At 71.4% G+C, this 24,175-nt stretch carries 25 protein-coding genes; 13 read left to right on the top strand and 12 right to left on the bottom strand.

The genetic code is table 11. The features are described 5' to 3' along the window. Nucleotides 1-10 precede the first annotated feature (10 nt). The 5 genes from HL652_RS16285 to HL652_RS16265 all read right to left on the bottom strand — a co-directional run bounded on the left by HL652_RS16285 (nucleotide 11) and on the right by HL652_RS16265 (nucleotide 4,612). A complete protein-coding gene (locus HL652_RS16285; protein ID WP_171706279.1) occupies nucleotides 11-1,054 on the bottom strand; it encodes a LacI family DNA-binding transcriptional regulator in 1,044 nt (347 codons plus the stop codon). 58 nt (nucleotides 1,055-1,112) lie between these two features. Next, on the bottom strand, nucleotides 1,113-2,000 hold the full coding sequence (locus HL652_RS16280) for an aldose epimerase family protein (protein WP_171706278.1): 888 nt from the start codon (nucleotides 1,998-2,000) through the stop codon (nucleotides 1,113-1,115). Then, a complete protein-coding gene (locus HL652_RS16275; protein WP_171706277.1) occupies nucleotides 1,993-2,625 on the bottom strand; it encodes a bifunctional 4-hydroxy-2-oxoglutarate aldolase/2-dehydro-3-deoxy-phosphogluconate aldolase in 633 nt (210 codons plus the stop codon). The genes HL652_RS16280 and HL652_RS16275 overlap by 8 nt, the downstream gene beginning before the upstream one ends. After that, a complete protein-coding gene (locus tag HL652_RS16270) occupies nucleotides 2,622-3,647 on the bottom strand; it encodes a sugar kinase (protein ID WP_171706276.1) in 1,026 nt (341 codons plus the stop codon). The genes HL652_RS16275 and HL652_RS16270 overlap by 4 nt, the downstream gene beginning before the upstream one ends. 179 nt (nucleotides 3,648-3,826) lie before the next feature. Then, nucleotides 3,827-4,612, bottom strand: coding sequence for an IclR family transcriptional regulator (locus HL652_RS16265; protein WP_171706275.1), 786 nt, complete (start codon nucleotides 4,610-4,612; stop codon nucleotides 3,827-3,829). Between the two features lie 197 nt (nucleotides 4,613-4,809). Here HL652_RS16265 and HL652_RS16260 point away from each other — a divergent pair, with 197 nt between their 5' ends. Together HL652_RS16260 and HL652_RS16255 are read left to right on the top strand one after the other, a co-directional pair. Then, complete coding sequence (locus HL652_RS16260) at nucleotides 4,810-6,087, top strand: apiosidase-like domain-containing protein (protein WP_171706274.1); 1,278 nt, start codon at nucleotides 4,810-4,812, stop codon at nucleotides 6,085-6,087. Continuing rightward, complete coding sequence (locus tag HL652_RS16255; protein WP_171706273.1) at nucleotides 6,084-7,205, top strand: lactonase family protein; 1,122 nt, start codon at nucleotides 6,084-6,086, stop codon at nucleotides 7,203-7,205. The genes HL652_RS16260 and HL652_RS16255 overlap by 4 nt, the downstream gene beginning before the upstream one ends. A gap of 155 nt (nucleotides 7,206-7,360) precedes the next feature. On the opposite strand, the gene HL652_RS16250 is transcribed toward HL652_RS16255, so the two are convergent. Continuing rightward, nucleotides 7,361-7,636 carry a thioredoxin domain-containing protein gene (locus tag HL652_RS16250; protein WP_171706272.1) on the bottom strand — a complete coding sequence of 92 codons (276 nt, stop codon included), beginning with the start codon at nucleotides 7,634-7,636 and terminating at the stop codon, nucleotides 7,361-7,363. Nucleotides 7,637-7,788: 152 nt separating this feature from the next. On the opposite strand from HL652_RS16250, the gene HL652_RS16245 reads away from it, so the two are divergent. Beyond that, on the top strand, nucleotides 7,789-9,075 hold the full coding sequence (locus HL652_RS16245; protein WP_171706271.1) for an adenylosuccinate synthase: 1,287 nt from the start codon (nucleotides 7,789-7,791) through the stop codon (nucleotides 9,073-9,075). A gap of 185 nt (nucleotides 9,076-9,260) precedes the next feature. On the opposite strand, the gene HL652_RS16240 is transcribed toward HL652_RS16245, so the two are convergent. After that, nucleotides 9,261-10,346 (bottom strand): FUSC family protein, encoded by a 1,086-nt coding sequence (locus HL652_RS16240; protein ID WP_171706270.1) that lies wholly within the window; start codon nucleotides 10,344-10,346, stop codon nucleotides 9,261-9,263. A gap of 39 nt (nucleotides 10,347-10,385) precedes the next feature. On the opposite strand from HL652_RS16240, the gene HL652_RS16235 reads away from it, so the two are divergent. Beyond that, nucleotides 10,386-10,898 carry a MarR family winged helix-turn-helix transcriptional regulator gene (locus HL652_RS16235; RefSeq protein ID WP_171706269.1) on the top strand — a complete coding sequence of 171 codons (513 nt, stop codon included), beginning with the start codon at nucleotides 10,386-10,388 and terminating at the stop codon, nucleotides 10,896-10,898. Here HL652_RS16235 and HL652_RS16230 read toward each other — a convergent pair. Further along, nucleotides 10,883-11,491: a maleylpyruvate isomerase family mycothiol-dependent enzyme gene (locus tag HL652_RS16230; RefSeq protein ID WP_171706268.1), complete on the bottom strand. Its 609-nt coding sequence runs from the start codon at nucleotides 11,489-11,491 to the stop codon at nucleotides 10,883-10,885. The genes HL652_RS16235 and HL652_RS16230 overlap by 16 nt on opposite strands. A gap of 123 nt (nucleotides 11,492-11,614) precedes the next feature. Here HL652_RS16230 and HL652_RS16225 point away from each other — a divergent pair, with 123 nt between their 5' ends. The 4 genes from HL652_RS16225 (at nucleotide 11,615) to HL652_RS16210 (ending at nucleotide 14,168) form a co-directional block, all read left to right on the top strand. After that, nucleotides 11,615-12,265, top strand: a complete 651-nt coding sequence (locus HL652_RS16225) for a GNAT family N-acetyltransferase (RefSeq protein WP_171706267.1) — start codon at nucleotides 11,615-11,617, stop codon at nucleotides 12,263-12,265. A gap of 12 nt (nucleotides 12,266-12,277) precedes the next feature. Then, the gene (locus HL652_RS16220; protein WP_171706266.1) at nucleotides 12,278-12,697 is read left to right on the top strand and encodes an organic hydroperoxide resistance protein; all 420 of its coding nucleotides are present in this window, start codon (nucleotides 12,278-12,280) and stop codon (nucleotides 12,695-12,697) included. A gap of 138 nt (nucleotides 12,698-12,835) precedes the next feature. Further along, nucleotides 12,836-13,804: a DMT family transporter gene (locus tag HL652_RS16215; protein ID WP_253743354.1), complete on the top strand. Its 969-nt coding sequence runs from the start codon at nucleotides 12,836-12,838 to the stop codon at nucleotides 13,802-13,804. A 10-nt stretch (nucleotides 13,805-13,814) separates the two neighbouring features. After that, nucleotides 13,815-14,168: a chorismate mutase gene (locus HL652_RS16210; RefSeq protein WP_171706265.1), complete on the top strand. Its 354-nt coding sequence runs from the start codon at nucleotides 13,815-13,817 to the stop codon at nucleotides 14,166-14,168. A 483-nt stretch (nucleotides 14,169-14,651) separates the two neighbouring features. Here the strand turns inward: HL652_RS16210 and purL are convergent, their stop codons facing one another. Further along, nucleotides 14,652-16,946, bottom strand: a complete 2,295-nt coding sequence (gene purL, locus HL652_RS16205) for a phosphoribosylformylglycinamidine synthase subunit PurL (RefSeq protein WP_253743352.1) — start codon at nucleotides 16,944-16,946, stop codon at nucleotides 14,652-14,654. Between the two features lie 147 nt (nucleotides 16,947-17,093). Between purL and HL652_RS16200 the strand changes: the two genes are divergently transcribed. The 3 genes from HL652_RS16200 to HL652_RS16190 all read left to right on the top strand — a co-directional run bounded on the left by HL652_RS16200 (nucleotide 17,094) and on the right by HL652_RS16190 (nucleotide 18,570). Beyond that, nucleotides 17,094-17,918, top strand: a complete 825-nt coding sequence (locus HL652_RS16200; protein ID WP_171706264.1) for an SGNH/GDSL hydrolase family protein — start codon at nucleotides 17,094-17,096, stop codon at nucleotides 17,916-17,918. 281 nt (nucleotides 17,919-18,199) lie between these two features. Continuing rightward, nucleotides 18,200-18,409 carry a DUF3072 domain-containing protein gene (locus HL652_RS16195; protein WP_171707406.1) on the top strand — a complete coding sequence of 70 codons (210 nt, stop codon included), beginning with the start codon at nucleotides 18,200-18,202 and terminating at the stop codon, nucleotides 18,407-18,409. Then, entirely contained in the window at nucleotides 18,406-18,570 is a 165-nt protein-coding gene (locus HL652_RS16190) for a hypothetical protein (RefSeq protein ID WP_171706263.1), read from the top strand. Before HL652_RS16195 ends, HL652_RS16190 begins: the two co-directional genes overlap by 4 nt. An 88-nt stretch (nucleotides 18,571-18,658) precedes the next feature. Here the strand turns inward: HL652_RS16190 and HL652_RS16185 are convergent, their stop codons facing one another. Further along, a complete protein-coding gene (locus tag HL652_RS16185) occupies nucleotides 18,659-19,672 on the bottom strand; it encodes an LLM class flavin-dependent oxidoreductase (RefSeq protein ID WP_171706262.1) in 1,014 nt (337 codons plus the stop codon). A gap of 419 nt (nucleotides 19,673-20,091) precedes the next feature. Between HL652_RS16185 and HL652_RS16180 the strand changes: the two genes are divergently transcribed. Next, complete coding sequence (locus tag HL652_RS16180) at nucleotides 20,092-21,306, top strand: MFS transporter (RefSeq protein ID WP_253743351.1); 1,215 nt, start codon at nucleotides 20,092-20,094, stop codon at nucleotides 21,304-21,306. A gap of 78 nt (nucleotides 21,307-21,384) precedes the next feature. On the opposite strand, the gene HL652_RS16175 is transcribed toward HL652_RS16180, so the two are convergent. Together HL652_RS16175 and HL652_RS16170 are read right to left on the bottom strand one after the other, a co-directional pair. Beyond that, on the bottom strand, nucleotides 21,385-22,152 hold the full coding sequence (locus HL652_RS16175; RefSeq protein ID WP_253743349.1) for an SDR family NAD(P)-dependent oxidoreductase: 768 nt from the start codon (nucleotides 22,150-22,152) through the stop codon (nucleotides 21,385-21,387). Beyond that, nucleotides 22,149-22,868, bottom strand: a complete 720-nt coding sequence (locus HL652_RS16170) for a FadR/GntR family transcriptional regulator (protein WP_171706260.1) — start codon at nucleotides 22,866-22,868, stop codon at nucleotides 22,149-22,151. The genes HL652_RS16175 and HL652_RS16170 overlap by 4 nt, the downstream gene beginning before the upstream one ends. Nucleotides 22,869-23,065: 197 nt before the next feature. Here HL652_RS16170 and HL652_RS16165 point away from each other — a divergent pair, with 197 nt between their 5' ends. Beyond that, nucleotides 23,066-24,133, top strand: a complete 1,068-nt coding sequence (locus tag HL652_RS16165) for a sugar ABC transporter substrate-binding protein (RefSeq protein WP_216603915.1) — start codon at nucleotides 23,066-23,068, stop codon at nucleotides 24,131-24,133. Nucleotides 24,134-24,175 lie beyond the last annotated feature (42 nt).

Below are 24,175 nucleotides of genomic sequence, written 5' to 3'. Positions count from 1 at the left end.
TCGGACGGGCTCAGGCCGCGGCAGGCGCACCCGCCGAGCGGGGGCGCACGCCCGTCGACTCGCCCGGGATGAGCGTGCACGGGATGGTGTGCACCCCACCCTCGTACTCCCCGCCCTCGATGGCGTCGGCGAGGTAGCGGGCGGCGACGGCGCCGAGCTCGGTGAGGTGGGGGTCGATGGTGGTGAGGAGGCCGTCGTGCTGGCCGGAGAGGCCGCTGAGGTTGTCCATGCCCACGATGGCGACGTCTTCGGGCACGCGGGTTCCCGCATCCCGCAGCACTTCCTGCACGGCGGAGGCGATGGTGTCGTTTCCGCAGAACACGGCGTCGAATCGCTCGCCGCTCGCGAGCAGGCGGCGGGCCGCCTCGATGCCCCACGAGCGGCTCCAGTCGCCGTGCATGGGCTGGCCCGAGACGAGCGACAGGCCCGCGTCGGCGAGCCCTGCCCGGAGGCCCTCGGCGCGGGCGAGCGCCGAGAGGTCGCTCGGTGCCGCCGTGATGTGGGCGAGGCGGGTGCGTCCGAGACCGATGAGGTGCTCGGCGGCGAGCTTGCCCGCCAGGAACCCGTCGTGCATGAACGACGCGTCGTGCGGGTCGTCGGAGACGCCGTAGGCGTAGACGACGGGTACCGAGAACCCCTCCGACACGGAGTGCATGTCGGTGCCGGTGCCGTCGCCGATCATGAGCAGCCCGTCGACCTTGCGGGCCTTCAGCTTGCGCACGGTGGCGGAGAGCAGGGTGCGGTCGAGGTGCGAGTCGTAGACGAGCACCGACAGGTCGCGCTCGCCGAACGCGGTGGTGGCGCCCGTCAGCACGGGCATCGTGAAGGCGCCGGGCGCGTTCTCGGCGAGGATGCCGATGGTGGCGCTCCGCCCCTGCGCGAGGAACTGCCCGAGCGCGTTCGGCTGGAAGTCGAGCCGCTCCGCCGCCTCCAGGATGCGCTTGCGCGTCGCCTCAGACGCCTTGCCCTGGCCGCGCAGCACTTTCGAGGCTGTCGACACCGACACGCCCGCCACCGCTGCGACGTCGCGCAGGGAAACCGCTTTTCTCTCCATCGTTGACCGATTCTAAGCCCATCGGCGGCCCTCGCTCTACGTGTGTCGCGGGGTCGCGTCAGGCGGCGGGCATCCGCCGAACGGTGAGGCTCAGCGTCGACGACAGCGTCTCGCCGGGAGCGACGGTGAGCGCCCCGAGCCGATCGCCGCCGAAGTCGAAGGGCTGCGACGCCGGCTCGATGCCGATGGCGTCGACCGACCCCCACCACGGGAATCCGGTCGACCCGCGCCGCTCCTGCCACAGCTGCAGGCGGGGGAAGACGGCGGCGTCCCAGGCGAGGGTGAGCCGCCGCGCGATGGCGGGCGCCTCCACGGTGCAGGCCCCGACGGGGGCGTCGAGGTCGGCGAAGGCCGTGGCGTGAGGCTCCACGAAGGCGCGCGGGGCCTCCTCCCCGAGGGCGAGCGTCGCGCCGTCGAAGAGCGCGCCGTCGAACGCCGGATGCTCCACCCACCCGAAATCCACAGCCGCCGCCCCGAACGAGGTCACCTCCTGCGTGACGCTCAGCGTGTCGCCGTCGAGGCGGATGCGGCGGGTGAGCCGCAGGGGCACGGTGCGCAGGTCGACGGTGGCGTCGCATCCGTTCTCCACCGCTTCGAGTCGCCAGTGCCGCCAGGCCGCCTCGCCGTGGAAGGGCTGCTCCACGCCGTCGATCGTGACGGGATCGCCCGAGCGGGGGAGCAGCACGTGCCAGCCGCCGGGGTAGCGGCGGTGCCACTCGTGGCTGCTGACGGGCATGGCCCAGGCGCCGTCGGTGGTGCCCGACCAGGGGGTGACGAGGAGGAGCTCGCGGCCCGCGCCGGGATCGGGGGCGGCGGAGGCTGCCGGATCGGTGGCGCGAAGGCGCAGCGATGCGATGCGCGCGCCCTCCGCCTCGACCACGGCCGTGAGCTCGTGCGAGGAGAACTCGACGCGGGTCGGGTGCGTCGCCGAAGCGGGCTCAGTCACCGGCGACGCCGCTCGGCTGCTCACCCGACAGGGAGCGGAGCAGTTCACGGATGCTCTCGACCGGCTCCCTGAACAGTGCGCCCCCGATTCCCACGGCCAGCGCACCGGCGTCGAGCCAGTCGGCGGCCGTCGCCGGCGAGATGCCGCCCGTGGGCATGATCGCGACCTCGGGAAGCACGTCTTTCACCGCGCGCAGGTGCGCGATGCCGCCGGTCGTCGCGGGGAAGAGCTTCGCCACGCCCGTCCCGGCGCCGGGCAGGGCCGCGACGCCCGCGATCTCGGCGGGGGTGAAGCCCCCCTGTACGAAGGGGACGCCACCGGCGGCTCCGAGCACCGCAGGGGCGACCCGATAGGGCGAGACCAGGAACGTGGCCCCGGCCTCGAGCGCCTGCTCCACCTGCGCCGTCGTCGTCACGGTACCCGCGCCCACGAGCGTGCCCTCAGGGGCTGAGGATGCTGCGGCTGCGAGCACCTTCTCCCACCCCGCGCCGGTTGTGGTGATCTCGAGCGCCCGCACCCCGCCCGCCACCGCGTGGTCGAGCTGGGCGGCGAGTGCCGCCTCGTCGGCGGCCCGCAGCACGGCGACCACTCGCGCTGCCCGCAGCGCCTCGATGAATGCGCTCATCGCGCGACCTCCTCTGTCTCGGTGATGGATGCGGCGGTCTCGCCGGCGTCGGCCGGGCCGCCGAGCGCGGGCGCGGGAGTCGCGCCGCTCTCGAGGTCGCGGCGCACCGCGTCGAAGGCAGTGCGGGCGGGGAACCCCTCGTGGTCTCCCGGATGCGCGACCACCTGCGCCGCCACCCACGCCGACAGCGGCAGGGCGATGGCGGGGTCGACGCCTTCGAGGTGCAGGGCGATCCAGGCGGCGTTGAACGAGTCGCCTGCCCCCACCGGGAAGGTGGGGAGGGCGACGGGCCAGACGCCGGTGGTGAGCATCCGTCCTTCGACGAGAGCGATCGCACCCCGTCGCCCGAGCTTCACCACGACGACGCGCGGCCCGCGAGCGGCGAGCGCCCGCAGGGCGAGCTCGGGGTCGCTCTCGCCGGTGAGCAGCTCGGCCTCGACCTCGTTGCAGAACAGGGTGTCGACCGCGTCGATGACCTCGTCGACGATGGCGCGCATCCCGTCGGCGTCGACGAGCTGCGGGCGGTGGTTCACGTCGAACGACACGGCGATGCCCTGGGTGCGGGCGAGCGCGACGAGCTCGACGACGAGCGCGCGGGGGCCGTCGCCGAGGGCGGGGGTGATGCCGGTGAGATGGAGGAGTGACGCGTCGGCGAGCATCCGGGAACGCTGGCTGGAGTCGACCGTGGCGGGTGACATGCGGGAAGCTGCCGACCCCACGCGGTAGTGCTCGCTGCGCACCGTGTGCTCGTCGAGGCGGCTGGTGACGATGAGACCCGTCTTCTCGCCGGCGGCCCTCAGCACGTGCTGGGCGTCGATGCCCTCGCGGTCGAGTGCTTCGACGACCCGCACCCCGAACGCGTCGTCGGCGACCCTCGAGACCCACGAGACCGGCACGCCGAGGCGCGCCAGGCCGACGGCCGTGTTGAGCTCGGCGCCCGCCAGCCCCATTTCGACGGGTCGGTCGAGCCGGCCCACGTCGAGCGTGGCGAGCGCCTCTCCGATCGTCGCGACTCGCCTCACGAGGTGGACGCCCGTACAGATATGAGGATAGCGTTCATATACAGGGACGATACGAAAGGCGCAGGAGAGTGTCAAGGGAGCGATGGGCGCACGAGCGCACCGGCATGCCCACGGGAGCGCGATCGTCGGCAGCCCGCGCCCGCGCCCGCGCCCTCAGCGCCGAGCGTCCGCCCGCCGCATCACGCCCCGAAGCGGCCGAGCAGCGAGCCCGCCTCGCGCGCCCCGTCGACGAGCGCCGCCACGATCTCGTCACGGTGCGAGTCGGTGAGCCGCGCATCCGGAAGCGAGCAGCTGATCGCGTTCAGCGACCCGGCGCGTCCGATCGGCACGGCGAAGCACGAGATGCCCGCGCTGTTCTCGCCGCGGTCATGGGCGAGGCCCGTCGCGCGCACCGAGGCGAGCTCGTCGTCGAGCTGCGCGCGATCGGTGATGGTGGCGGGCGTGAGTGCGCGCAGCGGCCCGGGCCCGAGCAGCGCGTCGACGGCCGAGGGCTCGAGCTGCGCCAGCAGCGCCTTGCCGAGCGCCGTGGCGTGAGCGGGCAGCCGGCGCCCGACCGCCGAGTACAACCGCAGCGGATGCACCGACTCACGCTTGGCGAGATACACCACGTCGGCCCCGTCGAGACGCCCGAGATGCACGGTCTCGCCGGTGCGCTCGGCGACGGTGTCGAGGGTGCCGCGGGTGAGGGTGACCACGTCGTCGGTCTCGATGTACGAAGTGCCGGCGAGCAGCGATCGGATGCCGAGCCCGTACCGGGTGCCGTCGGCGCTCACCTGCAGCCAGCCGCGGTCGGCCATCGTGTGCACGATGCTGTGCACGCTCGACTTGGGGCTGCCGAGCTCGCGGGCGATCGCGGTGATGGTGCGGCGCTGGTCGTCGGAGGCCAGCAGCTCGAGGATCTCGAGCGTGCGCAACGACGACTTCACCCCCGACCGCTCGGGGGTTCCGGTGCTCTCGTCGACCACTCTCGGCTCCCCTCCCTCGCTCGCCGGACGCGCAGACGAGACCACCCTAACGCGCCCCGAAACGCCTGAACCCGCCCGAACGCCCCCGCCCGACCCCCTGAACGACGAACCCCGACGAACCCCGACGAACCCCGACGCACCTCGACGATCCCCGACGATCCCCGACGAACCCCGACGAACCCCCGAAAGGACCCCGCATGACCCTCTGGACCATCGCCCCCGACCACCGGAGCCTCCTCGCCGACGGCGAGCACCGCTTCCTCCTCGCCGACACCACCTGGGCGGCCTTCACCTCGCCCACTGACGCCGAGTGGCTCGACCACCTCGAGCTCCGTCGCCGCCAGGGCTTCAACGCCCTCCTCATCAGCGTGCTGCCCATCGCGCACGACCGTTCCGAGGCATCCCGAACCCCCTTCTCCATCACCGACGGCGCCGTCGACTTCGACGGAGGAGACGCCGACTTCTGGAGCCACGCCGAGTGGGTGCTCGACGAGGCCCGCGAGCGCGGGTTCACGCCCGTGCTGGTGCTGCTCTGGAACAACTTCGTGCCCGGCACCTGGGGCGCCGGCCTCACCCCCGACCACGTGCTCACCGAGCAGCAGACCGTCGACTACGTGCGCCTCGCGGTGCGCACCTTCGGCCGCTTCGATCCCGTCTTCGCCATCTCGGGCGACGACGACCTGAACGACGCCGAGGCGATCGAGCGCTACTCGCTGGCGGCGCGCATCGTGCGCGAGGAGGCTCCGGATGCGCTCATCACCTGGCACGACACCCCCACCGCCCGCATGCCGAAAGAGGTCGCCGACGGCCCGCTAATCGACCTGCACGGCCTGCAGTCGGGCCACAACGAGGCCTGGGACACCCTGCCCGCCGACCTCACCCGCTACTACCGCGCCCTCGACGTGGAGCGACCCGTGGTGAACCTCGAGCCCTGCTACGAGGGGCTCGGGCGCTTCGCCGGCGCCTCCCGCCACCGCCGCTCCGACGTGCGCCGCGCCAGCTGGACGGGCGTCGTCGCGGGCGCCAGCGCCGGCCTCGGCTACGGCGCCCATGGGGTCTGGTCGTGGCACCGGCGTGGTGCGGCGTTCACCGCCGAGGCCGTGCACGGCACCCCCTTCCCGTTCTCGGTGGCCGCGGGCTTCGAGGGCGCGCTCGACGCCGCCTTCGTGCGCCAGGTCGTCGAAGGCGAGAACCTGTTTGGCCTGGTCGAAGACCCGTCGCTGCTCGTCGCCGAGCCCTCGGGCGCCGTCGCGGGCCGTGTCGCAGACGACGTCGTCGTCGTGTACGCGCCGGAACCCTTCGCGCTCACCCTCCGGCTCGACCGCCCGGTGGCGTCGGTCACGGTCTACGATCTCGAACGGAGACAGACGGATGCAGTGCACACCACCGCGGTCGACGCCGGCCTCCGGGTGGAGCAGCCCGAATTCCTCGGCGACGCGCTCTACGTGCTGCGACTGGAGGCGGCCTCTCGATGACCGATGACGACGCGACCGAGGCGGGCTATTGGGTGGGTGGTTACACGAGCGATGCGAACGGGCATGCGCGAGGCATCGCCCGTCTGGTGCCTTCGGAGGCCGGGGGGCTTCGGCTGGCCGGGCCCGAGCATCCGTGGAACTCGCCGAGCTTCTTGGCGTGGCACCCCTGGCTGCCGATCGTGTACTCCGCCGACGAGGTCGCCGGCACGGTGACCGCGCACCGCGTGGAGTCGCTCGCGCCCGTGGCGCTCACCGCGGTCGTGTCGCAGCCGGCGGGTCCGCTGGTGTGCCACGTGGCGGTGTCGCCCGGCGCCGGGCACCTCGCCGCGGCGTGCTGGGGAGACGGCGCGGTGCTCGTCTACCCGCTCGGCGACGACGGGATGCCGGGGGCGCCGCTCTCGGTCGCCCCGGCCGTCGACCCCCACCCCGAGGCTCGACGCGCGACGCCCCCGCCGTTCGGCCTCGAGCCGGGCAGCCGCGCGCACTTCGTGCACTGGCTCTCGCCCTCCCGCTTCGTCGTGACCGACCTCGGCTTCGACCTCCTCCGCGAGATCGACCTCCTCGACGGCGCCCCCGTGGTGCGCAGCTCCACCCCGCTGCCCTTCGGCAGCGGCCCCCGCCACCTCGTCGCGCTGGACGGTGGCGCGCTGGTCGTGGTGATGGAGTACTCGTGCGAGGCCGTCGTGCTCGAGCCGGCCGACGGCGGGTATCGCGTCGTGCAGCGCCTCGCGCTCCGGGAGGGCGGGCCGCGCCCAGGCGACACCGCCGCCCACCTCTGCACCTCCGCCGACGGCAGCCTGCTCTACGCCGGCGTGCGGGGCAGCGACGTCATCGCGGTGCTCCGCCGCTCCGCGCCCCTGGGCGAGGTTTCACCTGATGGTGAGGTTCGGCCTGGCGGTGAGGTTTCGCCGGGCGGCGAGCTGGTGCGGGTGGGCGAGTTCGCGAGCGGAGGTTCGATCCCGCGCCACCACGCCGTCGACGGATCCCTCCTCCATATCGCCCACCAGGGCTCCGACGAGATCACCACCCACGCCCTCGACCCCGCCACCGGCCTCTCCGCGGGAGTCACCCAGCGCCTCCCTCTCGGCACCCCCTCGATGCTCCTCCCCACCACCTGACGGCGCTCATCTCACCTGACGGTGGGCCGCGCCGTCCACCGCCGTACTTCGGGCCACATGCCCCCTCCGTCCACGTTCTTACGGACAAAGTCCGTGAAGAACTCGGTTATCACGGACTTTGTCCGTAAGAAGTGGCAGGCAGGGCGCGGGGCGGGTCAGGGGAGGGCGGCGGCGATCGCCGCCAGCAGCTGGGGTGTCGTCGGAACGCCGGAGGCGCGCATCCGTTCGGAGCCGTCGGCGCCTGTGATGACGACGGTCGGCGTGGTGACGATGCCGCTCGCCTCACTCTCATCGGGAGCGTCGGCGACGTTCACCTCACGCCAGTCGAGGCGCTCGCCGACGAGCTCGGCCACGCGCTCGACCGTGGCGCGCGTGCTGTTGCAGGCGCCGCAGAAGCTCGACGAGTAGAGCGTGAGATGGAGCTCGGGCATGTTCTCCACAACCAGCGGATGCGCATCCTGATTCCCCAGGCACGACCCGCATCAGGGTCGCCAAGACCACCGCACGATAGAATCGACTGTCAACCGGCACCCTCGCCGGGCACTGACATCGGAACCTGCATCCGCATCCGGAGGGAATCCACATGCCAGCGATCGTCCTGATCGGCGCCCAGTGGGGCGACGAGGGCAAGGGTAAGGCCACCGACCTGCTCGGCAGCCGCGTCGACTACGTCGTCAAGTTCAACGGCGGCAACAACGCCGGCCACACGGTGGTGGTGGGCGACAAGAAGTACGCGCTGCACCTGCTGCCTTCGGGCATCCTCACCCCGGGCGTCACGCCCGTCATCGCTAACGGCGTCGTCGTCGACGTCGAGGTGCTCTTCCACGAGCTGGAGGCGCTCGGTTCGCGCGGGGTCGACGTGTCGCGCCTGCTCGTCTCGGCGAACGCGCACGTCATCACGGCCTACCACCGCACGCTCGATAAGGTCACCGAGCGCTTCCTGGGCAAGCGTCAGATCGGCACCACCGGCCGGGGAATCGGGCCGGCGTACGCCGACAAGATCAACCGGGTGGGCATCCGGGTTCAAGACCTGTTCGACGAGGGCATCCTGCGGCAGAAGGTCGAGGCGGCACTTGACCTCAAGAACCACGTTCTGGTGAAGGTGTACAACCGGCGGGCCGTGCTCGCCGACCAGGTCATCGACGACCTGCTGTCGTATACCGAGCGCTTGCGTCCGATGGTGGCCGACACCTCGCTCGTGCTCGACCGCGCCCTCCGCGACGGCAAGACCGTGCTGTTCGAAGGCGGTCAGGCGACGATGCTCGACGTCGACCACGGCACCTATCCGTTCGTCACCTCGTCGAACGCCACCTCGGGTGGTGCGGCCACCGGTTCGGGCGTGGCTCCGAACCGCATCGACCGCGTCATCGCCGTCGTGAAGGCGTACACCACGCGGGTCGGCGCAGGCCCCTTCCCCACGGAGCTCTTCGACGAGTCGGGCGAGTTCCTGCGCTCGAAGGGGTTCGAGTTCGGCACGACCACGGGTCGCCCGCGCCGCACCGGTTGGTACGACGCGCCGATCGCCCGCTACACCGCGCGCATCAACGGGGTCACCGACTTCGTGCTCACGAAGCTCGACGTGCTCACGGGTCTCGAGCGCATCCCGGTGTGCGTCGCTTACGAGGTCGATGGGGTGCGGGTCGACGAGGTGCCGGTGTCGCAGAGCGACTTCCACCACGCCAAGCCGATCTACGAGGAGTTCGAGGGCTGGTCAGAAGACATCACCGGCGTGCGCCGTTTCGAAGACCTCCCCGCCGCGGCCCAGCGCTACGTGCTGGCGATCGAGGAGATGAGCGGATCGCGCATCTCCGCCATCGGCGTCGGCCCCGACCGCGACGCCATCGTCACCCGCCACGACCTGCTCGGGTAGGTCGCGCGTCGCGCGCCGCCCGGCGCGCCCGCGCGCGGCGGTTATCCCGCAAAAAGTCCGTGAAGACCTCGTTCTTCACGGACTTTTTCCGTGAGAACGGTGCCGGCGTCGGCCGGGTCAGTTTCTGACGGACAAAGTCCGTCGAAACGTGCGTTCGGACGGACTTTGTCCGCACAAAAGCGGAGTCACGCCGCTGGCGCTCCGCCCGCGCGCGCCGCACGACCCGCGCGCAGCGCCGCCACCGCAACGCTCACCGCTACCCCCACGGCCGCGCCGAGGAGCGTCTCGAGGGTGCGGTCGCGCAGCAGCGCCCACTCGTCGCCCGGATGCGCGAGCTGCGCCATGATGAGCGCGAGCGGCGTCACGAACACCATCGTGAGCCCGTAGTTGCGCATCACGAACAGCTCGGCCGCCATCTGCAGCAGCACCACGAACACGATGAGCACCACCGGCGACGAACTCACGGCGAGCAGCGCCGCCGCGAGACCGACCCCGAGCAGCGTGCCGCCCACGCGATGCCCGGCGCGCACGAGGTGACCCGCCACATCCGCAGCCCCGAGCGCCGCGACCGCCGAGACCATCGCCCAGTACGGATGCCCGAGCCCCGTCGCCGTCGGGATCCCACCCGCCACGAGCACCGCAGCCGCGATCGCCGTCGCCTTGCCGAGCGCGTGCGGCCGGGCGAGCGCCGCGGCGAACGACCCGTCCAGGCTGGTCGCCGCCCGCGAGCGCGCCGCCGGGTGCACGAGACCCGCGGTCGACACGAGCATCGCCACGAGCGCGCTCGCCGCCGCCAGCGCCAACGCCACCGGGATGCGCGACACCTCCGCCGGCACCGACGCGCACGCCGCGAGCGCGAACACGAAGAACAGCGCCCCGGGCGGATGCCAATCGAGCGCAGCCGAGACCACCGTCGCCACCCCCGCCACGACCGCCGCGACGGGCACCACGATCCACTCCCGCGCGACGGAGGCACCGATCGCCGTGCCGATCACCACACAGGCGACGAGCGCCGCCCCGGCCGTGGCCTGCATCCGGAGTCGCGCCAGATGCGTGTGCGTGCGCCCGTACAGCGCGGTGAACGCGCCGAACACCGCGTAGAGCGCGAGGTCGATGTGCCCCGTGAGCTGCAGCGCGACGAGCGGCACGGCCATCGCGATCCCGGCTCGCACCGCGACACGGTGGGCGCCCGCGTGCGGTCCGAGCTCGAACAGGCGGCGCGGATGCGGCAGTGCGGCACGCAGAGCAGGGAGGTTCAACGAGGTGGTCACCGAAGATAGTTTACTCGTGAACTAGTGTACGGTTGCCGCATGAGTCACGGCAGCCTCCGTCAGCCCGACGACGTCGATCGCATCCGCGAGGAGTGGGGGTCGCTGCATCCGGAGTTCGAGACCGAGGTGATCGAGCTCACGGGGCGCATCCTGCGCAGTGCGGCTGTCATCACGCGGGCCGGCGACGACTTCCTCGCCCGCTACGAGCTCACCCGCGGCGAGTTCGACCTGCTCTCGGCGCTGCGGCGCGCCGACGGTCCGCGGTCGCCGGGCGAGCTGCGCACCATCTCGCTGGCCAGCGGGTCGGCGACGACGAAGCGGCTGAAGGCGCTCGAGCAGCGACGACTGGTGCGACGATCGCCGAACCCGGTCGACGGGCGTGGGGCGTTCATCCAGCTCACCGCCGACGGGCGCGACCTCATCGACCGCGTGTTCCCCGAGCTGCTGGCCCGGGAGCGCGAACTCTTCCGAGCGCTGCCCGAAGCCGAACGCCCGGCTGCGGTCGACGCCCTGCGCGCCCTCGTGCTCGCGCTGGGTCAGACCACCGAGTAGCCCGCGGGCAGCTCGCCCCGGCCGGTGAGGGCGAGCAGCAGGGTCTCGGCGTCGCCCTTCGCCGCCGCGACGCCCGCGGCGAGCTCGAGCGTCGCGCGGATGCTCTCGGGGGGCTGACCGTGGGGGAGCCCGGTGGCGCGGGAGATGTCGATCGAGTGCACCACGAGCTCGAACACGCGCGTGCGCAGGTACTCGCCGAGCTCGATGCCGAGGCCGCCGATCGACACGATGCGCTCGGGCGGCGCCGCGTCGACCAGCGCCATCGTGCGCGTGAGGGCGTCGGCGACAGCCTGGGCGGGGTCGTCGCCCAACCAGACGCCCGCCTCGACGCCGCGGGCGGCGACCGCTGCGGGGTCGGTGAGGTCGCGGTAGACGCGGGCGTAGTATCCCTCGGCGCTCGGCACGGTGGGGAAGCCGGGGTCGTCGAGCTGGAGGTAGCTCTCGACGGTGAGGATGGCGCGGGTGGTGTGGCCCACGAGGGAGCGCAGCGACCACTCTCCGAGGGCCGGCTGCTCCCATTGTTCGTCGCCGATGGCCGCCACCAGCTCGTGGAACGCTGAGGCGGAGTGGAAGAACATGGCTGCGCTGCCCATGGCACCATCGTGGCACAGCTGGGCGAAGGCGCCAGCCGCGGGGCGGGAGCCGCGGGGTGCCAGCCGCGCGGCGCAGCCGCGACCCGCACCACCCGCTGCCCCACAGGTGCAAGACTTTCCCGCATGGTCGCCCTCTCACCCGCACCGAGCATCCTCACCGGCAGCTACATCCGCCTCGAACCCCTCACCCGCGCGCTGCTCCCCGAGTTGCACGCCGCGATCGGCCACCCCGAGGTGTTCGCGGGCGGCTACGGCGGCGGCCCCGCCGGCTACCGCGCCGACGTCGACGACTTCGTCGCCTGGGCCGAGGGCTACTACCAGTGGTCGGGCGGCAACGCCTACGCCATCCGCCTCCTCGGCGGCCCCGACGACGGCGTGCTCGTCGGCACCTCGACCCTCGGCGACCTGAACGAACGGCTCGAGTACGCCCACCTCGGCTGGACCGCCTACGACCCCCGCGTCTGGGGCACCGTCGTGAACCCCGAGGCCAAGCTGCTGCTGCTCGGCCTCGCGTTCGATCACGGATTCGGGCGCGTCAAGATCCAGGCCGACGTGCTCAACTCCCGCTCGCGCGCGGCCATCGCGCGCCTCGGCGCCACCTTCGAGGGCATCAGCCGCCGCGACGTTCCGCGGGCCGACGGCAGCTGGCGCGACTCGGCCGTGTTCTCGATCATCGTCGACGAGTGGCCCGCCATCCGCGAGTCGCTTGCTGAACGTGTGGCGAACCAAGGCGGGGGAGTGCCTGTGAGCTTGGCCGACGGCGGCCGAAAGTGATCAACTAGAACCATGGAAGCCATCTACACCGCTATCGCCCACGCCTCCGGTGGAGGCCGCGACGGGCACGTCCGCAGCGAAGACGACCGCCTCGACTTCGACACCCGCCCCCCGAAAGAGATGGGCGGGTCCGGCGAGGGCACGAACCCCGAGCAGCTGTTCGCGGCAGGCTACTCCGCCTGCTTCCTCGGCGCCCTGCATGCAGCGGGTCGCGAGCTGAAGCTCGACACCACCGACGCCGGCGTCTCGGCGAGCGTCTCCATCGGCAGCAACGGCGAGGGCGGCTTCGGTCTCGCCGTCGAGCTCGACGTCTACGTGCCGAACGTGAGCCCCGAGGAGGCGCAGCAGCTCGCCGAGAAGGCGCACACCATCTGCCCCTACTCCAACGCCACGCGCGGCAACATCGACGTCACGCTCTCGGTCGTCGAGTAGTTCGGCGCCGTCGCTGCTCGGCACCGTCGCTGCTCGGCGCCGTCGAGAAACGGACACGCGAGCGCCCCGGAGTGCCACTCCGGGGCGCTCGCCCGTTTCCGGCACGTCGGTGTCGGATGCTCGCGATAGCCTCGCAGAGTGCCCAAGAACCGCCTCGCCGTAGCTCTCCAATTCTCGGCGCTCGGTCTCATCTGGGGTGCGAGCTTCCTGTTCATGAAGGTCGCCCTCGAGGGCCTTTCCTTCGGCCAGGTGGCGTGGACGAGACTCGTCCTCGGCACCCTCACCCTCGCCGTGCTGCTGCTGGTCACGCGCACCCGGCTCCCGCGAGCCCCCGCGGTCTACCTGCACTTCATGGTCATCGGGGCATTCGGATGCGCGGTGCCCTTCCTCCTGTTCGCCTGGGCCGAGCAGTACGTCACCTCTGGTCTCGCGAGCATCTACAACGCCGTCACACCGATCGCCACGGCGCTCATGGTCACGGCGGTGTTCCGGGTCGAGAAGCTCGGACGGTCCCGGGTTCTCGGGGTGATCGCGGGCATCCTCGGGGTCGTCGTCATCATCGGCCCGTGGTCGTTCGCGGTGAACCAGGCGGCTCACGGCGATCTCGCACTCGAGCTCGTCGGTCAGCTGGCGTGCCTCGGCTCGGCGGTCTGCTACGGGTTCACCTTCGGCTACATCCGGCGTTTCATCACGGCGCGGCATCCGGTCTCGGGTCTCACCGCTGCCTTCCTCCAGGTGGGCATGGGTGCGGTCCTCCTGCTCGTGCTCACGCCGGTCGTGGCGCTCGGGCCGATCTCGCTCGACCTGCCCGTCGTGGTGAGTCTCGTGCTGCTCGGCGTGCTGGGCACTGGCGTCGCCTACTACTGGTACATGAACGTGCTCGGGGCGTGGGGGCCGACTGCGACCTCGACGGTCACCTACCTCACGCCGGTGGTCGGGGTGTTCCTCGGCATCGTGCTGCTCGGCGAGGCCCTCAGCTGGAACGCGCCGCTCGGGGCGTTGCTGGTGTTCCTCGGCATCCTGCTCGCGCAGGGCAGGTTGCGGCTTCCGGCGCGTCGCTCCGCACGTGCGGCGGGCACGCAGGAGCCGCCGCGCGAAGCTGGCTAGAGTTCTACCTATGAACGACGAGCGTAAGGCGCCCGCGGGGGGCTTCGACACCAGTGCGGATGTCTACGAGCGGCTGGAGAGCATCCGTCAGTCGATCGACAACATCGACGCGGCCCTCATCCACATGCTCGCCGAGCGCTTCAAGTTCACCCAGACCGTCGGCCGCCTGAAGGCCGAGTACGGCCTGCCCCCCGCCGACCTCGACCGTGAGGCGCGCCAGATCAAGCGCCTCCGCGGCCTCGCCGAGGAGTCGCACCTCGACCCGGCCTTCGCCGAGAAGTTCCTCGGCTTCATCGTCGCCGAAGTCATCCACCACCACGAACGCATCGCCGCCGACGCGTCCCCCGACACCCCCGCCGCGTAGCGCGGGCGCCGCCCGCCCGCTGCGCGCCCACCCGCCGCGCAGCGCCCGCTGCGCGCCCGGCGCCCGCCTTAGTCGCGCAGAGTGCTCTTTCAGCGCGTCTTGAGAGCAGTTTGCGCGACTGAGTGCGAAGTGCACCGCCCAGGAGGGCACGCAGCATCAGTGCGAAATGCTCCAAGCTGTGCGCTCCCCAGCCTGCCAGGCGGGTTGGTCGCGCAGAGTGCTCTTTCAGCGCGTCTTGAGAGCAGTTTGCGCGACTAAGTGCGAAGTGCGCCGCCCGGGAGTGCACGCAGCATCAGTGCGAGATGCTCCACGATGTGCACGCCCACGCCTGCCAGGCGGGTTGGTCGCGCAAAGTGCTCCTTCAGCGCGCTTTGAGAGCGTTTTGCGCGACCGTTCTTCGCTCGGGAAGGCACCCACTCGCCCGCTCGCGCGAACCCCACTCCCACCCACCCCGCGCAGCCGCGCAAGGACGCGCAGCGCGGGTCACCCGCCGACGACGGGGCCGAAGTGCTCGGGGAGGGTGGCGCTGTGGATGCCGGCGAGCTCGGGGATGGGCACCTCGAAGAGCCCCTGCACCTCGAGCGAACCCGAGAGCGCGTCGGTGACACCGATGCGCAGCAGCGGGATGCCGCGGCCTGCCGCGAGACCCTTGAACTTCACGTCGTCTTCGCGGGGCACCGCGACCAGCACACGACCGGTCGACTCGCTGAACAGCGCGTCGGAGACCGAGACGCCGTCGCGCTCGACGATCTCGTCGAGCCACACCCGCGCCCCGATGCCGAAGCGCAGCACCGACTCGGCGAGGGTCTGGGCGAGCCCGCCGTCGGAGAGATCGTGCGCCGAGTCGATGAGACCCTCGAGCGCGCCGGCGCGCAGCAGCTCGCCGAGCGCGGCCTCGCCGGGCAGCGACACCTCGGGCGGCAGGCCGCCGAGGTGCCCGTGCACGACTCCGGCCCAGGCCGAGCCGTCGAGCTCGGAGCGGGTGGTGCCCAGGAGGTAGAGGTTCGACCCCTCGTCTTGCCACCCCGACGGCACGCGGCGTGCGACGTCGTCGATCACACCGAGCACGGCGACCACGGGCGTGGGGTGGATGGGCTGCGACCCCGTCTGGTTGTAGAACGACACGTTGCCGCCCGTCACCGGGATCTCGAGCTCCAAGCATCCGTCGGCCAGCCCTTCGACGGCCTTCGAGAACTGCCACATCACCTCGGGGTTCTCGGGCGAGCCGAAGTTGAGGCAGTCGGAGACGGCGACCGGGGTGGCGCCGGTGACGGCGACGTTGCGGTAGGCCTCCGCAAGCGCCAGCTGCGCGCCGCGGTACGGGTCGAGCTGGCAGTACCGGCCGTTGGCGTCGGAGGCGAGCGCGAAGCCGAGCCCCGACTCCTCGTCGACCCGGATCATGCCGCCGTCGTCGGGGAACGACAGCGCCGTGTTGCCGAGTACGTACCGGTCGTACTGGTTGGTGATCCACTCCTTCGATGCCATATTCGGCGAGCCCACCACCTGGAGGAACTCGTCGCGAAGCGCAGCGCCATCGGTCGAGCGGGGGAGGCGCGATGCGGAGTCGGCCTGCAGCTCGTCGATCCAGGCCGGGTAGGCGACGGGCCGCTCGTAGACGGGCCCGTCGACAGCCACGGTGCGCGGCTCGACGTTGACGATCTCTTCGCCGTGCCAGTTGATGACGAGGCGCCCCGTGTCGGTGACCTCACCGAGCACGCTGGTCTCCACATCCCACTTCGCCGTGACCGCGAGGAACCCGTCGAGCTTCGACGGCTGCACCACCGCCATCATGCGCTCCTGGCTCTCCGACATGAGGATCTCCTCGGCGGTGAGCGACGGGTCGCGCAGCAGCACCTTGTCGAGCTCGATGAACATGCCGCCGTCGCCGTTGGAGGCGAGCTCGCTGGTGGCGCACGAGATGCCCGCGGCGCCGAGGTCTTGGATGCCCTCGACCAGCTCTCCCGCGAACAGCTCGAGGCAGCACTCGATGAGCACCTTCTCGGCGAACGGGTCGCCCACCTGCACCGCGGGCCGCTTGGTGGGCCCGCCGGCCGAGAAGGTGTCGGAGGCGAGGATGGAGGCGCCGCCGATGCCGTCGCCGCCGGTGCGCGCACCGAACAGCACGACCTTGTTGCCCACGCCGCGGGCGTTCGCGAGGTGCAGGTCTTCGTGCCGCAGCACACCCACCGAGAGCGCGTTCACCAGCGGGTTGCCCTGGTACACCGGGTCGAAGTAGGTCTCGCCGCCGATGTTGGGCAGGCCGAGGCAGTTGCCGTAGAACGAGATGCCGCTCGTGACGCCGTGCACGACGCGCGCCGTGTCGGGCTCGTCGATCTTGCCGAAGCGCAGCTGGTCCATCACGGCGACCGGCCGGGCGCCCATGGAGATGATGTCGCGCACGATGCCGCCGACGCCGGTGGCCGCGCCCTGGAAGGGCTCGATGTAAGAGGGGTGGTTGTGCGACTCCACCTTGAAGGTGACGGCCCAGCCCTCGCCCACGTCGACGACGCCGGCGTTCTCGCCCATGCCGACCATGAGGTTCTTCTTCATGGCGGGGGTGACCTTCTGGCCGAACTGCCGCAGATAGATCTTCGACGACTTGTACGAGCAGTGCTCGCTCCACATCACCGAATACATCGCGAGCTCGCCGCTCGTGGGCCGTCGCCCGAGGATCTCCTTGATCTTCGCGTACTCGTCGCTCTTCAGCCCGAGGGCCTCGTAGGGCTGTTCCCGCTCGGGGGTCGCGATGGCGTTCTCGACGGTATCGGCAGTGCTCACGCGGCGAAGCTCCTTGACGTGCGGGGTGGGATACGCCTCGATTCTACCGGGCGTGTACCCCCGGCCTGCCGGTCGCAACCACCTGTGCAGAACGGATGCGCTCCACCCGGCCTGTGGAGAAGCCACCGCCCGTCATAGGGTTGCGACATGCCCCGCCGGACGAGCCCGTTCCCGAAGCCCCGCCGCTCGCGCGCCCCCCGAGTGATCGCCGTCGCTGCGTCATCGCTCGCGGCCGCAGGAGGCATCGCCGCCTGGGCGAACTACCTCTCCCGCCGCCAGCACCACTGGCGCGGGCGCCTCTCCGACGCCATCCCCATCCACTCCTCCTACTGGCGCGACCACGCCGCGAAGCCCGCCCGGGAGAACGAGCTGCTCTACGTCGCCCTCGGCGACTCCGCCGCGCAGGGCATCGGCGCGAGCCGGCCCTCCCACGGCTACGTCGGGTTCCTCTTCCGGCACCTCCGCGAGCGCACCGGCCGGCCCGTGCGCGTCATCAACCTCGCCGTGTCGGGCGCTCGCCTGCGGGAGGCCCTCGACCAGCAGCTGCCGAGGCTCGAGCGCATCGTGAACGGCGAGGGAGGAGCATCCGGTCGCCGGCCCGACATCGTGACCGTCGCCGTCGGCGCGAACGACATGGCCGAGTTCGACCCGGCGCGCTTCCGTACTGAGATCGCGCGGCTGCTGACGGGTGTTGCAGCGCTCGCTCCGGATGCGGTGGTCGCCGACATCCCCAGCTTCTACTTCCTGCCGGGCGAGAAGAAGGCCCGCGCGGCCAACCGCCTGCTGCGGGCCGCCGCCGACCGGGCGGGGCTCGAGGTGGTTCCGCTGCACGCGCTCACCGAGCGGCAGGGACTCTGGGGCGTGACGACCCAGTTCGCGGGCGACCTCTTCCACCCCAACGACCGCGGCTACCGCGTCTGGGCCGCGGCCTTCGTGCCGGCCCTCGACCGCCGCCTCCGCCGCGCCTCCTGACTCGCCGTCGACGCGTTCTTGCGGACAAAGTCCGTGATAACCGAGATCTTCACGGACTTTGTCCGTAAGAACGTGGTGGGCGCCGGCGGGCGGCAACCGGCACGAGGAACCCGGGGCGGCAACCCCTGGCGGGTGATGGGGAGCGGCGTACGCTCCTCGGCATGAGCGACGAGCAGCAGAACGACGAGCAGTACGATCCCACCACCGCGGGCGCCGGCGACGACGCCCTGGCGACCGCGCCGGGCGAGGGTGCCGAGGCCGACGAGCCGCAGCAGGAGACGCTGGGTGGCGAGCGGCCCGATCCTGCCGAGCCGGCCAGCAAAGACCCGAGCGAGTGGGTGACGGGCGACGAGCCGATGACCGGCCCGCAGAAGAGCTACCTCGACACCCTGGCCCGTGAGGCGGGGGAGGAGCTGCCGGCCGACCTCACCAAGGCCGAGGCCTCCGAGCACATCGATCGTCTGCAGCAGAAGACGGGCCGCGGCGCATGAGCCACCCCCACGAGACGGATGCTGTCGACCCGTCGAAGACCTCGCTGACGACCGCGCACGACGACGAGCACGAGACGACAGCCCCGACACCGGAGTCGGAGCTCGCCGACGACCTCCGCAGCATCCGAGCCGTCGGCGAGAACCGCACCGGAGAGCGCTGAGCCCAGCCCACCACGTTCTTACGGACAAAGTCCGTGACAACTGCAGTCTTCACGGACTTTGTCCGTAAGAACGTGCAGCGGCGCCCCGTCAGTGGGCGGCGGCCGGCCGCCACCCCAGCTCGGGCCCGAGGCGCCCGGCGATGTCGCCGAGCAGTTGCAGGTAGTCGTCGTGCTCGAACGAGAACGGCAGCGCGAATGCGACCTCGTCGATCTCGCGGAACGCCGGATCGGCGTGCAGCGTGTCGGCGATCTCGGCGGAGGTGCCGACGAGGTCGCGGGCGAACAGCATCCGCTTCGGGCCGTGCGGCACCCCCACCCGCGCCGACCGGCTCGCGACGTACTCTTCGTACCGCGCGCGCTGCGCCGGCGTCGCCGAGTCGGTGGGGATGACCACGAGCCCCTGCGACACCCGCGCACCCCCGGCCGCCCGGTAGGCGCGCACCTGCGCGAGCTGGTTCTCGGCGAAGTCGTCGCCGAGCTCGCCCTGCACCACGCTCGAGGTGAGCAGGTGGAAGCCGTTCTTGCCCGCCCACACCGCCGACCGGGTGCTGCCCCCGCCGTACCAGAGGCGCTCGGCGAGCCCGGCGGCGTGCGGCTGCACCGTGTTCGCGAACACCTCGATGCCCTGCCGGCCCTCGAAGTCGCTCGCGACGTCACCGCGCACGAGGTCGCGGAAGCGCAGCAGCCTGCTGTAGTCGAAGTCTTCGTGCTCGGCGGTGGTGGGATAGATCGCGTCGCGGTAGCTGTCGAAGTTCATCGGCACGCCGGCCGAGAAACCCGGGTTGAGGCGACCGCGCGAGAGCACGTCGACCGTGCCGAAGTCTTCGGCCAGCCGGAACGGGTTCTCGGCGCCGATCGGCACCACCGCCGTGCCCAGCTCGATGCGGCTGGTGCGCTGCGTGGCCGCGGCGAGCACAGCGGTCGGCGACGAGATACCGTACTGGAGGTGCCGCTGACGCACCCACGCACTGTCGAACCCGAGGCGCTCGCCGTGCTCGATGATCTCGAGAGTGGTCTCGTGGCCGGCGGCAGGGTCGGCCGGATCGAACAGTCCGATGGTGAGGAAGCCGAGTCTGCGGAGCGCTGTGGAGGAGTCGGGCACTCTTCGAGGGTAGGCCCGACGCGGGCCCGGCCGGCACCGCCGCTCGACGTTGGCGCAGGATTGCCTGAGGTTTCCATCAAGAACGGCTCAGGCCCGGCTCAAGATCCCGGGCCGACGGATGCGCGGTGCGCGACAAAAGGCCTGGTCACGAGCAGCAATTCCACATCACGGCACAGGCGGAGGAGCGCTGCATGCGCTCCCTGGGAGGCACTCGATCGGGCCGCCGCCCGCTAGTAGTGTCACTCACGAACACAGACCTGGCGATCACGGAGACCCCGACCGTGGATCGTCGGCGGCAACCCCCATATGCCGCCGAGGCGCGTGCGGCAACACCCTGGGTTTTCCCCGAAACCCGCCGCACGCGCCTCCTTCTGTGTCTCCCGGCGCGTCGCCCCGCCCGCGTCTCCTACGCTTGTTCGGTGACCCGAGCATCCGACCGCCTGCGCCGCCTCCTCTGGGGCGGGGCGCCCGCTCTGCCCCGCGACGTCGTGGTACTGGGGGTCGTCGCGTTCTTCGTGATGCTCGGCTTCGGCGTGGTCATCCCCGTGCTGCCCGTCTACGTGCGGAGCTTCGGAGTGGGCTACCTCGAGGTGGGCGCCGTGGTGTCGGCGTTCGCCGTGATGCGGCTCATCGCCAACCCGTTCGTGGGCAAGCTGCTCGACGTCGCCGGCGAACGCGTCGTTCTCGCGGTGGGCATCGGCATCGTCGCCGTCTCGAGCGCGCTGGTCGGCCTCGCCGACTCGTACCTGCAGGTGCTGCTCCTGCGTGGAGCGGGCGGCATCGGCTCGGCCATGTTCACCGTTGCCGCGATGACCCTCCTCCTCGCCTCGTCAGACCCCGGCACGCGTGGTCGCGCGGTCGGCTTCTATCAGGGCGGGTTCCTCATCGGGGGCATGGCGGGCCCGGCGGTGGGCGGTCTGCTCTCGGGCATCTCGCTGCACGCCCCCTTCTTCTTCTACGCCGGCACCCTCGTCGTCGCCGGTGCCGTCGGACTCGCGCTGCTGCGCCGCCACGACCGGACGGCGGATGCGGTGGGCACGATCCCGCTCCGCCCCTTCCGCGAGGTGCTGGGCGACGCCCGCTACCAGTCCGCCCTGCTGTCGAACCTCGCGCAGGGGTGGGCGGCGATGGGGGTGAGGAGTGCGCTCATCCCGGTGCTCGTGGTGGAGGTGCTGCACGGCGAACCCGCGTGGACCGGCGTCGCCTTCGCGATAGCGGCCGTCGCCCAGACGCTGGCACTCCTGCCCGCCGGCCGCTTCGTCGACGCCGTGGGCCGTCGCCCCGCGATCGTCGCGGCCTTCGCCGTGGGCGCGGTGGTGATGGTGGCCATCCCCTTCGTGACCGAACTCTGGATGCTCGTGCTGCTTCTGTGCGTCTACGGCGTCGCCGCCGCCTTCATGGGCACCGCGCCCGCCGCCGCCGTGGGCGATGCCGCGGGTGCCCGCGGCGGCCAGCCCGTCGCGGTGTTCGAGGCGTTCGGCGACGCGGGGGCCATCGCCGGCCCGCTCGTGGCGGGCCTGCTCGTCGACGCCTTCGGCTTCGAGGCGGCGTTCGGGTCGGCCGTGGTGCTGATGGCGGCGGCGTCGCTGTTCGCGCTCCGCATGCCGCGCGGGCGCGTCGCCACCGCCGCCTGAGCCGGCAGCGGGCCGCGAGCAGCGAGCCGCGGGCGGTCGCCGCGCGCCGCGCCCCGCCCCGCCCCGCCCGCGCGCCCCTCAGAGCGTGCTCATGCCCCCGTCGATGAAGTACGTGCTGCCGGTCGTGAACGCCGCCTCGTCAGACGCCAGGTACACCATCATCCCCGCGACGTCTTCCGGGGTGCCGGGCCGACCGAGCGGCACGCGTGAGACGATGCCCGCCCGCTGCTCCTCATTGTCGGAGATGGCCGTGACGAGGGGCGTCGTGGTGAACCCCGGAACCACGCTGTTCACACGGATGCCCGCCTTGGCATAATCGGCCGCCACCGTGCGCACGAGCCCGAACCCACCGGCCTTCGTGGCCGAGTAGGCGGTGAACCCGCCGCCCTCTCCGGTCAGTCCGGTCGGGCTCCCCGTGACCAGGATCGCCCCGCCGGTCGCGAGCATTCCCCGAACCGCATACTTCATCGTGAGGAAGGTTCCAGTGAAGTTGATGTCGACGGTGCGCTGCCAGACGGCGAGGTCGAGGTCGGCGATGGCGGCGTCGTGCCCGAACAACTGCACGCCGGCGTTGGCGACGACGGCATCGAGCCTCCCGTGCCGGGCGAGCACCGCGTCGAAGGCGTCGGAGACCGACACTTCGTCGGTGATGTCGGCGACCAGCGGATGCACGTGCTCCGTCGATGAGAACCCCTCCGCCAGCCGGTCGGCGTCGCGGTCGAGGCCGTGCACCTCGGCGCCCTCCTCGGCGAAGCGCAGCGCGGTCGCCAGCCCGATCCCCGAGGCGGCACCCGTGACGACGGCGACCTTCCCCGCAAGCCGGCCTCCCACGAGCTCCCCGCTCACGAAGTCGCCCCCGAACCCCGACCGTAGAACTTCTGCGAGTCGTCGAGGTGCCGCTGCATGGCCTCCCGGCTCGCTGCCGCGTCGCGGGCTCGCACGGCGTTCAGCACGGCCTCGTGCTCCTCGAGGGCGACGGCGAGCCGGCCCTCCACGGTGAAGCTGTTCGCACGGATGGTGCGCATCGTCGCGTTGATCGACTCGACCAGGGTGAGGTAGAGCGCGTTGTGGGTGGCGACCGCGAGCAGCCGGTGGAACTCGGCGTCGTGCCGTGCCGCCGTCTCGGGGTCGGCGGCCGCCGACATGAGCTCGTGCTCGCGCTCGATGGCCGCGAGGTCGTCGGCGGTGGCGCGCTCGCACGCGATCTCCACCAGCCTGGTCTCGAGCGTCTCGCGCACCTCGGCGATGTGCACCGGCTTGATGATCTCCTGCGACTGCGCCCCGCGCAGGTACAGCTCGAGCGCCTCGGTGACCCTGCTCGACGAGACGGTGGCGATCTGCACGCCCTTGCCCGTGGTGATCTCGAGCACGCCCTTGGCGTGGAGCCCACGAACCGCCTCGCGGATGACCGTGCGCGACACCCCGAACTGGTCGCTCATGTCGCGTTCGCTCGGAAGCCGCTCACCGGGCCGGAAGCGACCCGCGGCGATCGCCTCGAGCAACTCCTCGGTGACGCGCACCGCGAGCGACGGCTGCCGCATCAGGGGCACGAACTCTGCCATCTGTCCACCTTCCTCGGGTCTCATCATCATCGATGATCTCGCTCGAACACTACCATGCACTTGGTATACCAAATGCCGCAACAGGTCAGCGGATGCGCGCATCCCAGCTATGGCTTGCTTAAATTGCTCCAACCTGGCTAAGTTCTCTCGTACCAGCGACGAGATGGTTCGTCGCATCCCCGAGTCAAGGAGGCCTCGTGACACGATTCCGCACTGCGATGGCAGGGGTAGCAGCCCTCGCCCTCGTCACCACTCTCAGCGCCTGCGGCACCACCACCGGCGGAGGCGGCACCAGCACCGGCGCCGCCACCGAAGACATCAGCGTCGAGGTCGGCGCCGACCTCAGCGGCAAGCGCATCTGCTTCGGCTTCTCCGGCAGCGAGACCGAGTTCTGGGCGGCGGGCATCAAGTCGATCAGCGACTCGCTGAAGGCCGCCAACGCCACCGTCATCGAGCACAACTCGAACGAAGACCCCAACCGTCAGCTCGAGCAGGTGCGCGACTGCATCACGCAGGGCGTCGACGGCATCGTCGTGATCCCCGAGGACGGCTCGAGCGCGAACACGATCATCAAGGAGGCGAACGACGCCGACATCCCGATCGGCATCTTCAACCGGCCGCCGGCCACCGAGGACGGTGCAGCGATCGTCGCGGTCGCCGACAACCGCGACGTCGCCGCCCAGACCACGCAGTACCTCGCCGACGAGGCGGCGAAGCTCGGCCGCAAGGTGCAGCCGCTCATCATGGTGGGCAACCTCAGCGACCAGAACGCCGTCGAGCGCCGCAACGGCTTCTACGAGGTGATCGACGCGAACCCCGACCTGTTCCTCACCCCCATCGAGGTGCAGACCAACTGGGATGCAGCGACCGGCCAGGCGAACCTGCAGGCCGCCGTCCAGGCCAACCCCGACATCGACGTGCTGTTCACCTCGAGCGACTTCCTGTTCCCGCAGATCCAGGCGGTGCTGGAGCCCCTCGGCAAGTGGAAGCCGGTCGGTGAGGAAGGGCACGTGCTGATGGGCGGCCTCGACGGAGACAACCGCGCCTGCGGCCTCATCCGCGACGGCTACGTCGACGCCACCGGTGTGCAAGACCTGTTCTACGAGGCCTCCTCCCTGCTCGAGGCCCTCGGCACCGCGATCGCCGACGGCGAGACCGACCCCGACGACACCATCGTCGACCCCGGCTTCGCGCTCACCTCGGCGAACTTCGACGAGCGCGAGAAGGACATGTGGGGCTGCGTCATCACGCCCCCGAGCAGCTGATCGGCCTCACCGCCACCCCGCCGGCGCCCGGATGCTCTGCAC

This window comes from Herbiconiux sp. SALV-R1 (assembly GCF_013113715.1).
GTDB lineage: Bacteria > Actinomycetota > Actinomycetes > Actinomycetales > Microbacteriaceae > Herbiconiux.
Note: the sequence above shows the minus strand (reverse complement) of the source record. Positions and strands in the feature narration are given on the sequence as shown.

What these genes read in the sequence shown, in the direction of transcription:
- HL652_RS16285 (WP_171706279.1), bottom strand. Translation starts at nt 1,054, where the DNA reads ATGGAGAGAAAAGCGGTTTCCCTGCGCGACGTCGCAGCGGTGGCGGGC.
- HL652_RS16275 (WP_171706277.1), bottom strand. Translation starts at nt 2,625, where the DNA reads ATGAGCGCATTCATCGAGGCGCTGCGGGCAGCGCGAGTGGTCGCCGTG.
- HL652_RS16260 (WP_171706274.1), top strand. Translation starts at nt 4,810, where the DNA reads ATGACCCTCTGGACCATCGCCCCCGACCACCGGAGCCTCCTCGCCGAC.
- HL652_RS16255 (WP_171706273.1), top strand. Translation starts at nt 6,084, where the DNA reads ATGACCGATGACGACGCGACCGAGGCGGGCTATTGGGTGGGTGGTTAC.
- HL652_RS16250 (WP_171706272.1), bottom strand. Translation starts at nt 7,636, where the DNA reads ATGCCCGAGCTCCATCTCACGCTCTACTCGTCGAGCTTCTGCGGCGCC.
- HL652_RS16245 (WP_171706271.1), top strand. Translation starts at nt 7,789, where the DNA reads ATGCCAGCGATCGTCCTGATCGGCGCCCAGTGGGGCGACGAGGGCAAG.
- HL652_RS16235 (WP_171706269.1), top strand. Translation starts at nt 10,386, where the DNA reads ATGAGTCACGGCAGCCTCCGTCAGCCCGACGACGTCGATCGCATCCGC.
- HL652_RS16230 (WP_171706268.1), bottom strand. Translation starts at nt 11,491, where the DNA reads ATGGGCAGCGCAGCCATGTTCTTCCACTCCGCCTCAGCGTTCCACGAG.
- HL652_RS16225 (WP_171706267.1), top strand. Translation starts at nt 11,615, where the DNA reads ATGGTCGCCCTCTCACCCGCACCGAGCATCCTCACCGGCAGCTACATC.
- HL652_RS16220 (WP_171706266.1), top strand. Translation starts at nt 12,278, where the DNA reads ATGGAAGCCATCTACACCGCTATCGCCCACGCCTCCGGTGGAGGCCGC.
- HL652_RS16210 (WP_171706265.1), top strand. Translation starts at nt 13,815, where the DNA reads ATGAACGACGAGCGTAAGGCGCCCGCGGGGGGCTTCGACACCAGTGCG.
- HL652_RS16200 (WP_171706264.1), top strand. Translation starts at nt 17,094, where the DNA reads ATGCCCCGCCGGACGAGCCCGTTCCCGAAGCCCCGCCGCTCGCGCGCC.
- HL652_RS16190 (WP_171706263.1), top strand. Translation starts at nt 18,406, where the DNA reads ATGAGCCACCCCCACGAGACGGATGCTGTCGACCCGTCGAAGACCTCG.
- HL652_RS16170 (WP_171706260.1), bottom strand. Translation starts at nt 22,868, where the DNA reads ATGGCAGAGTTCGTGCCCCTGATGCGGCAGCCGTCGCTCGCGGTGCGC.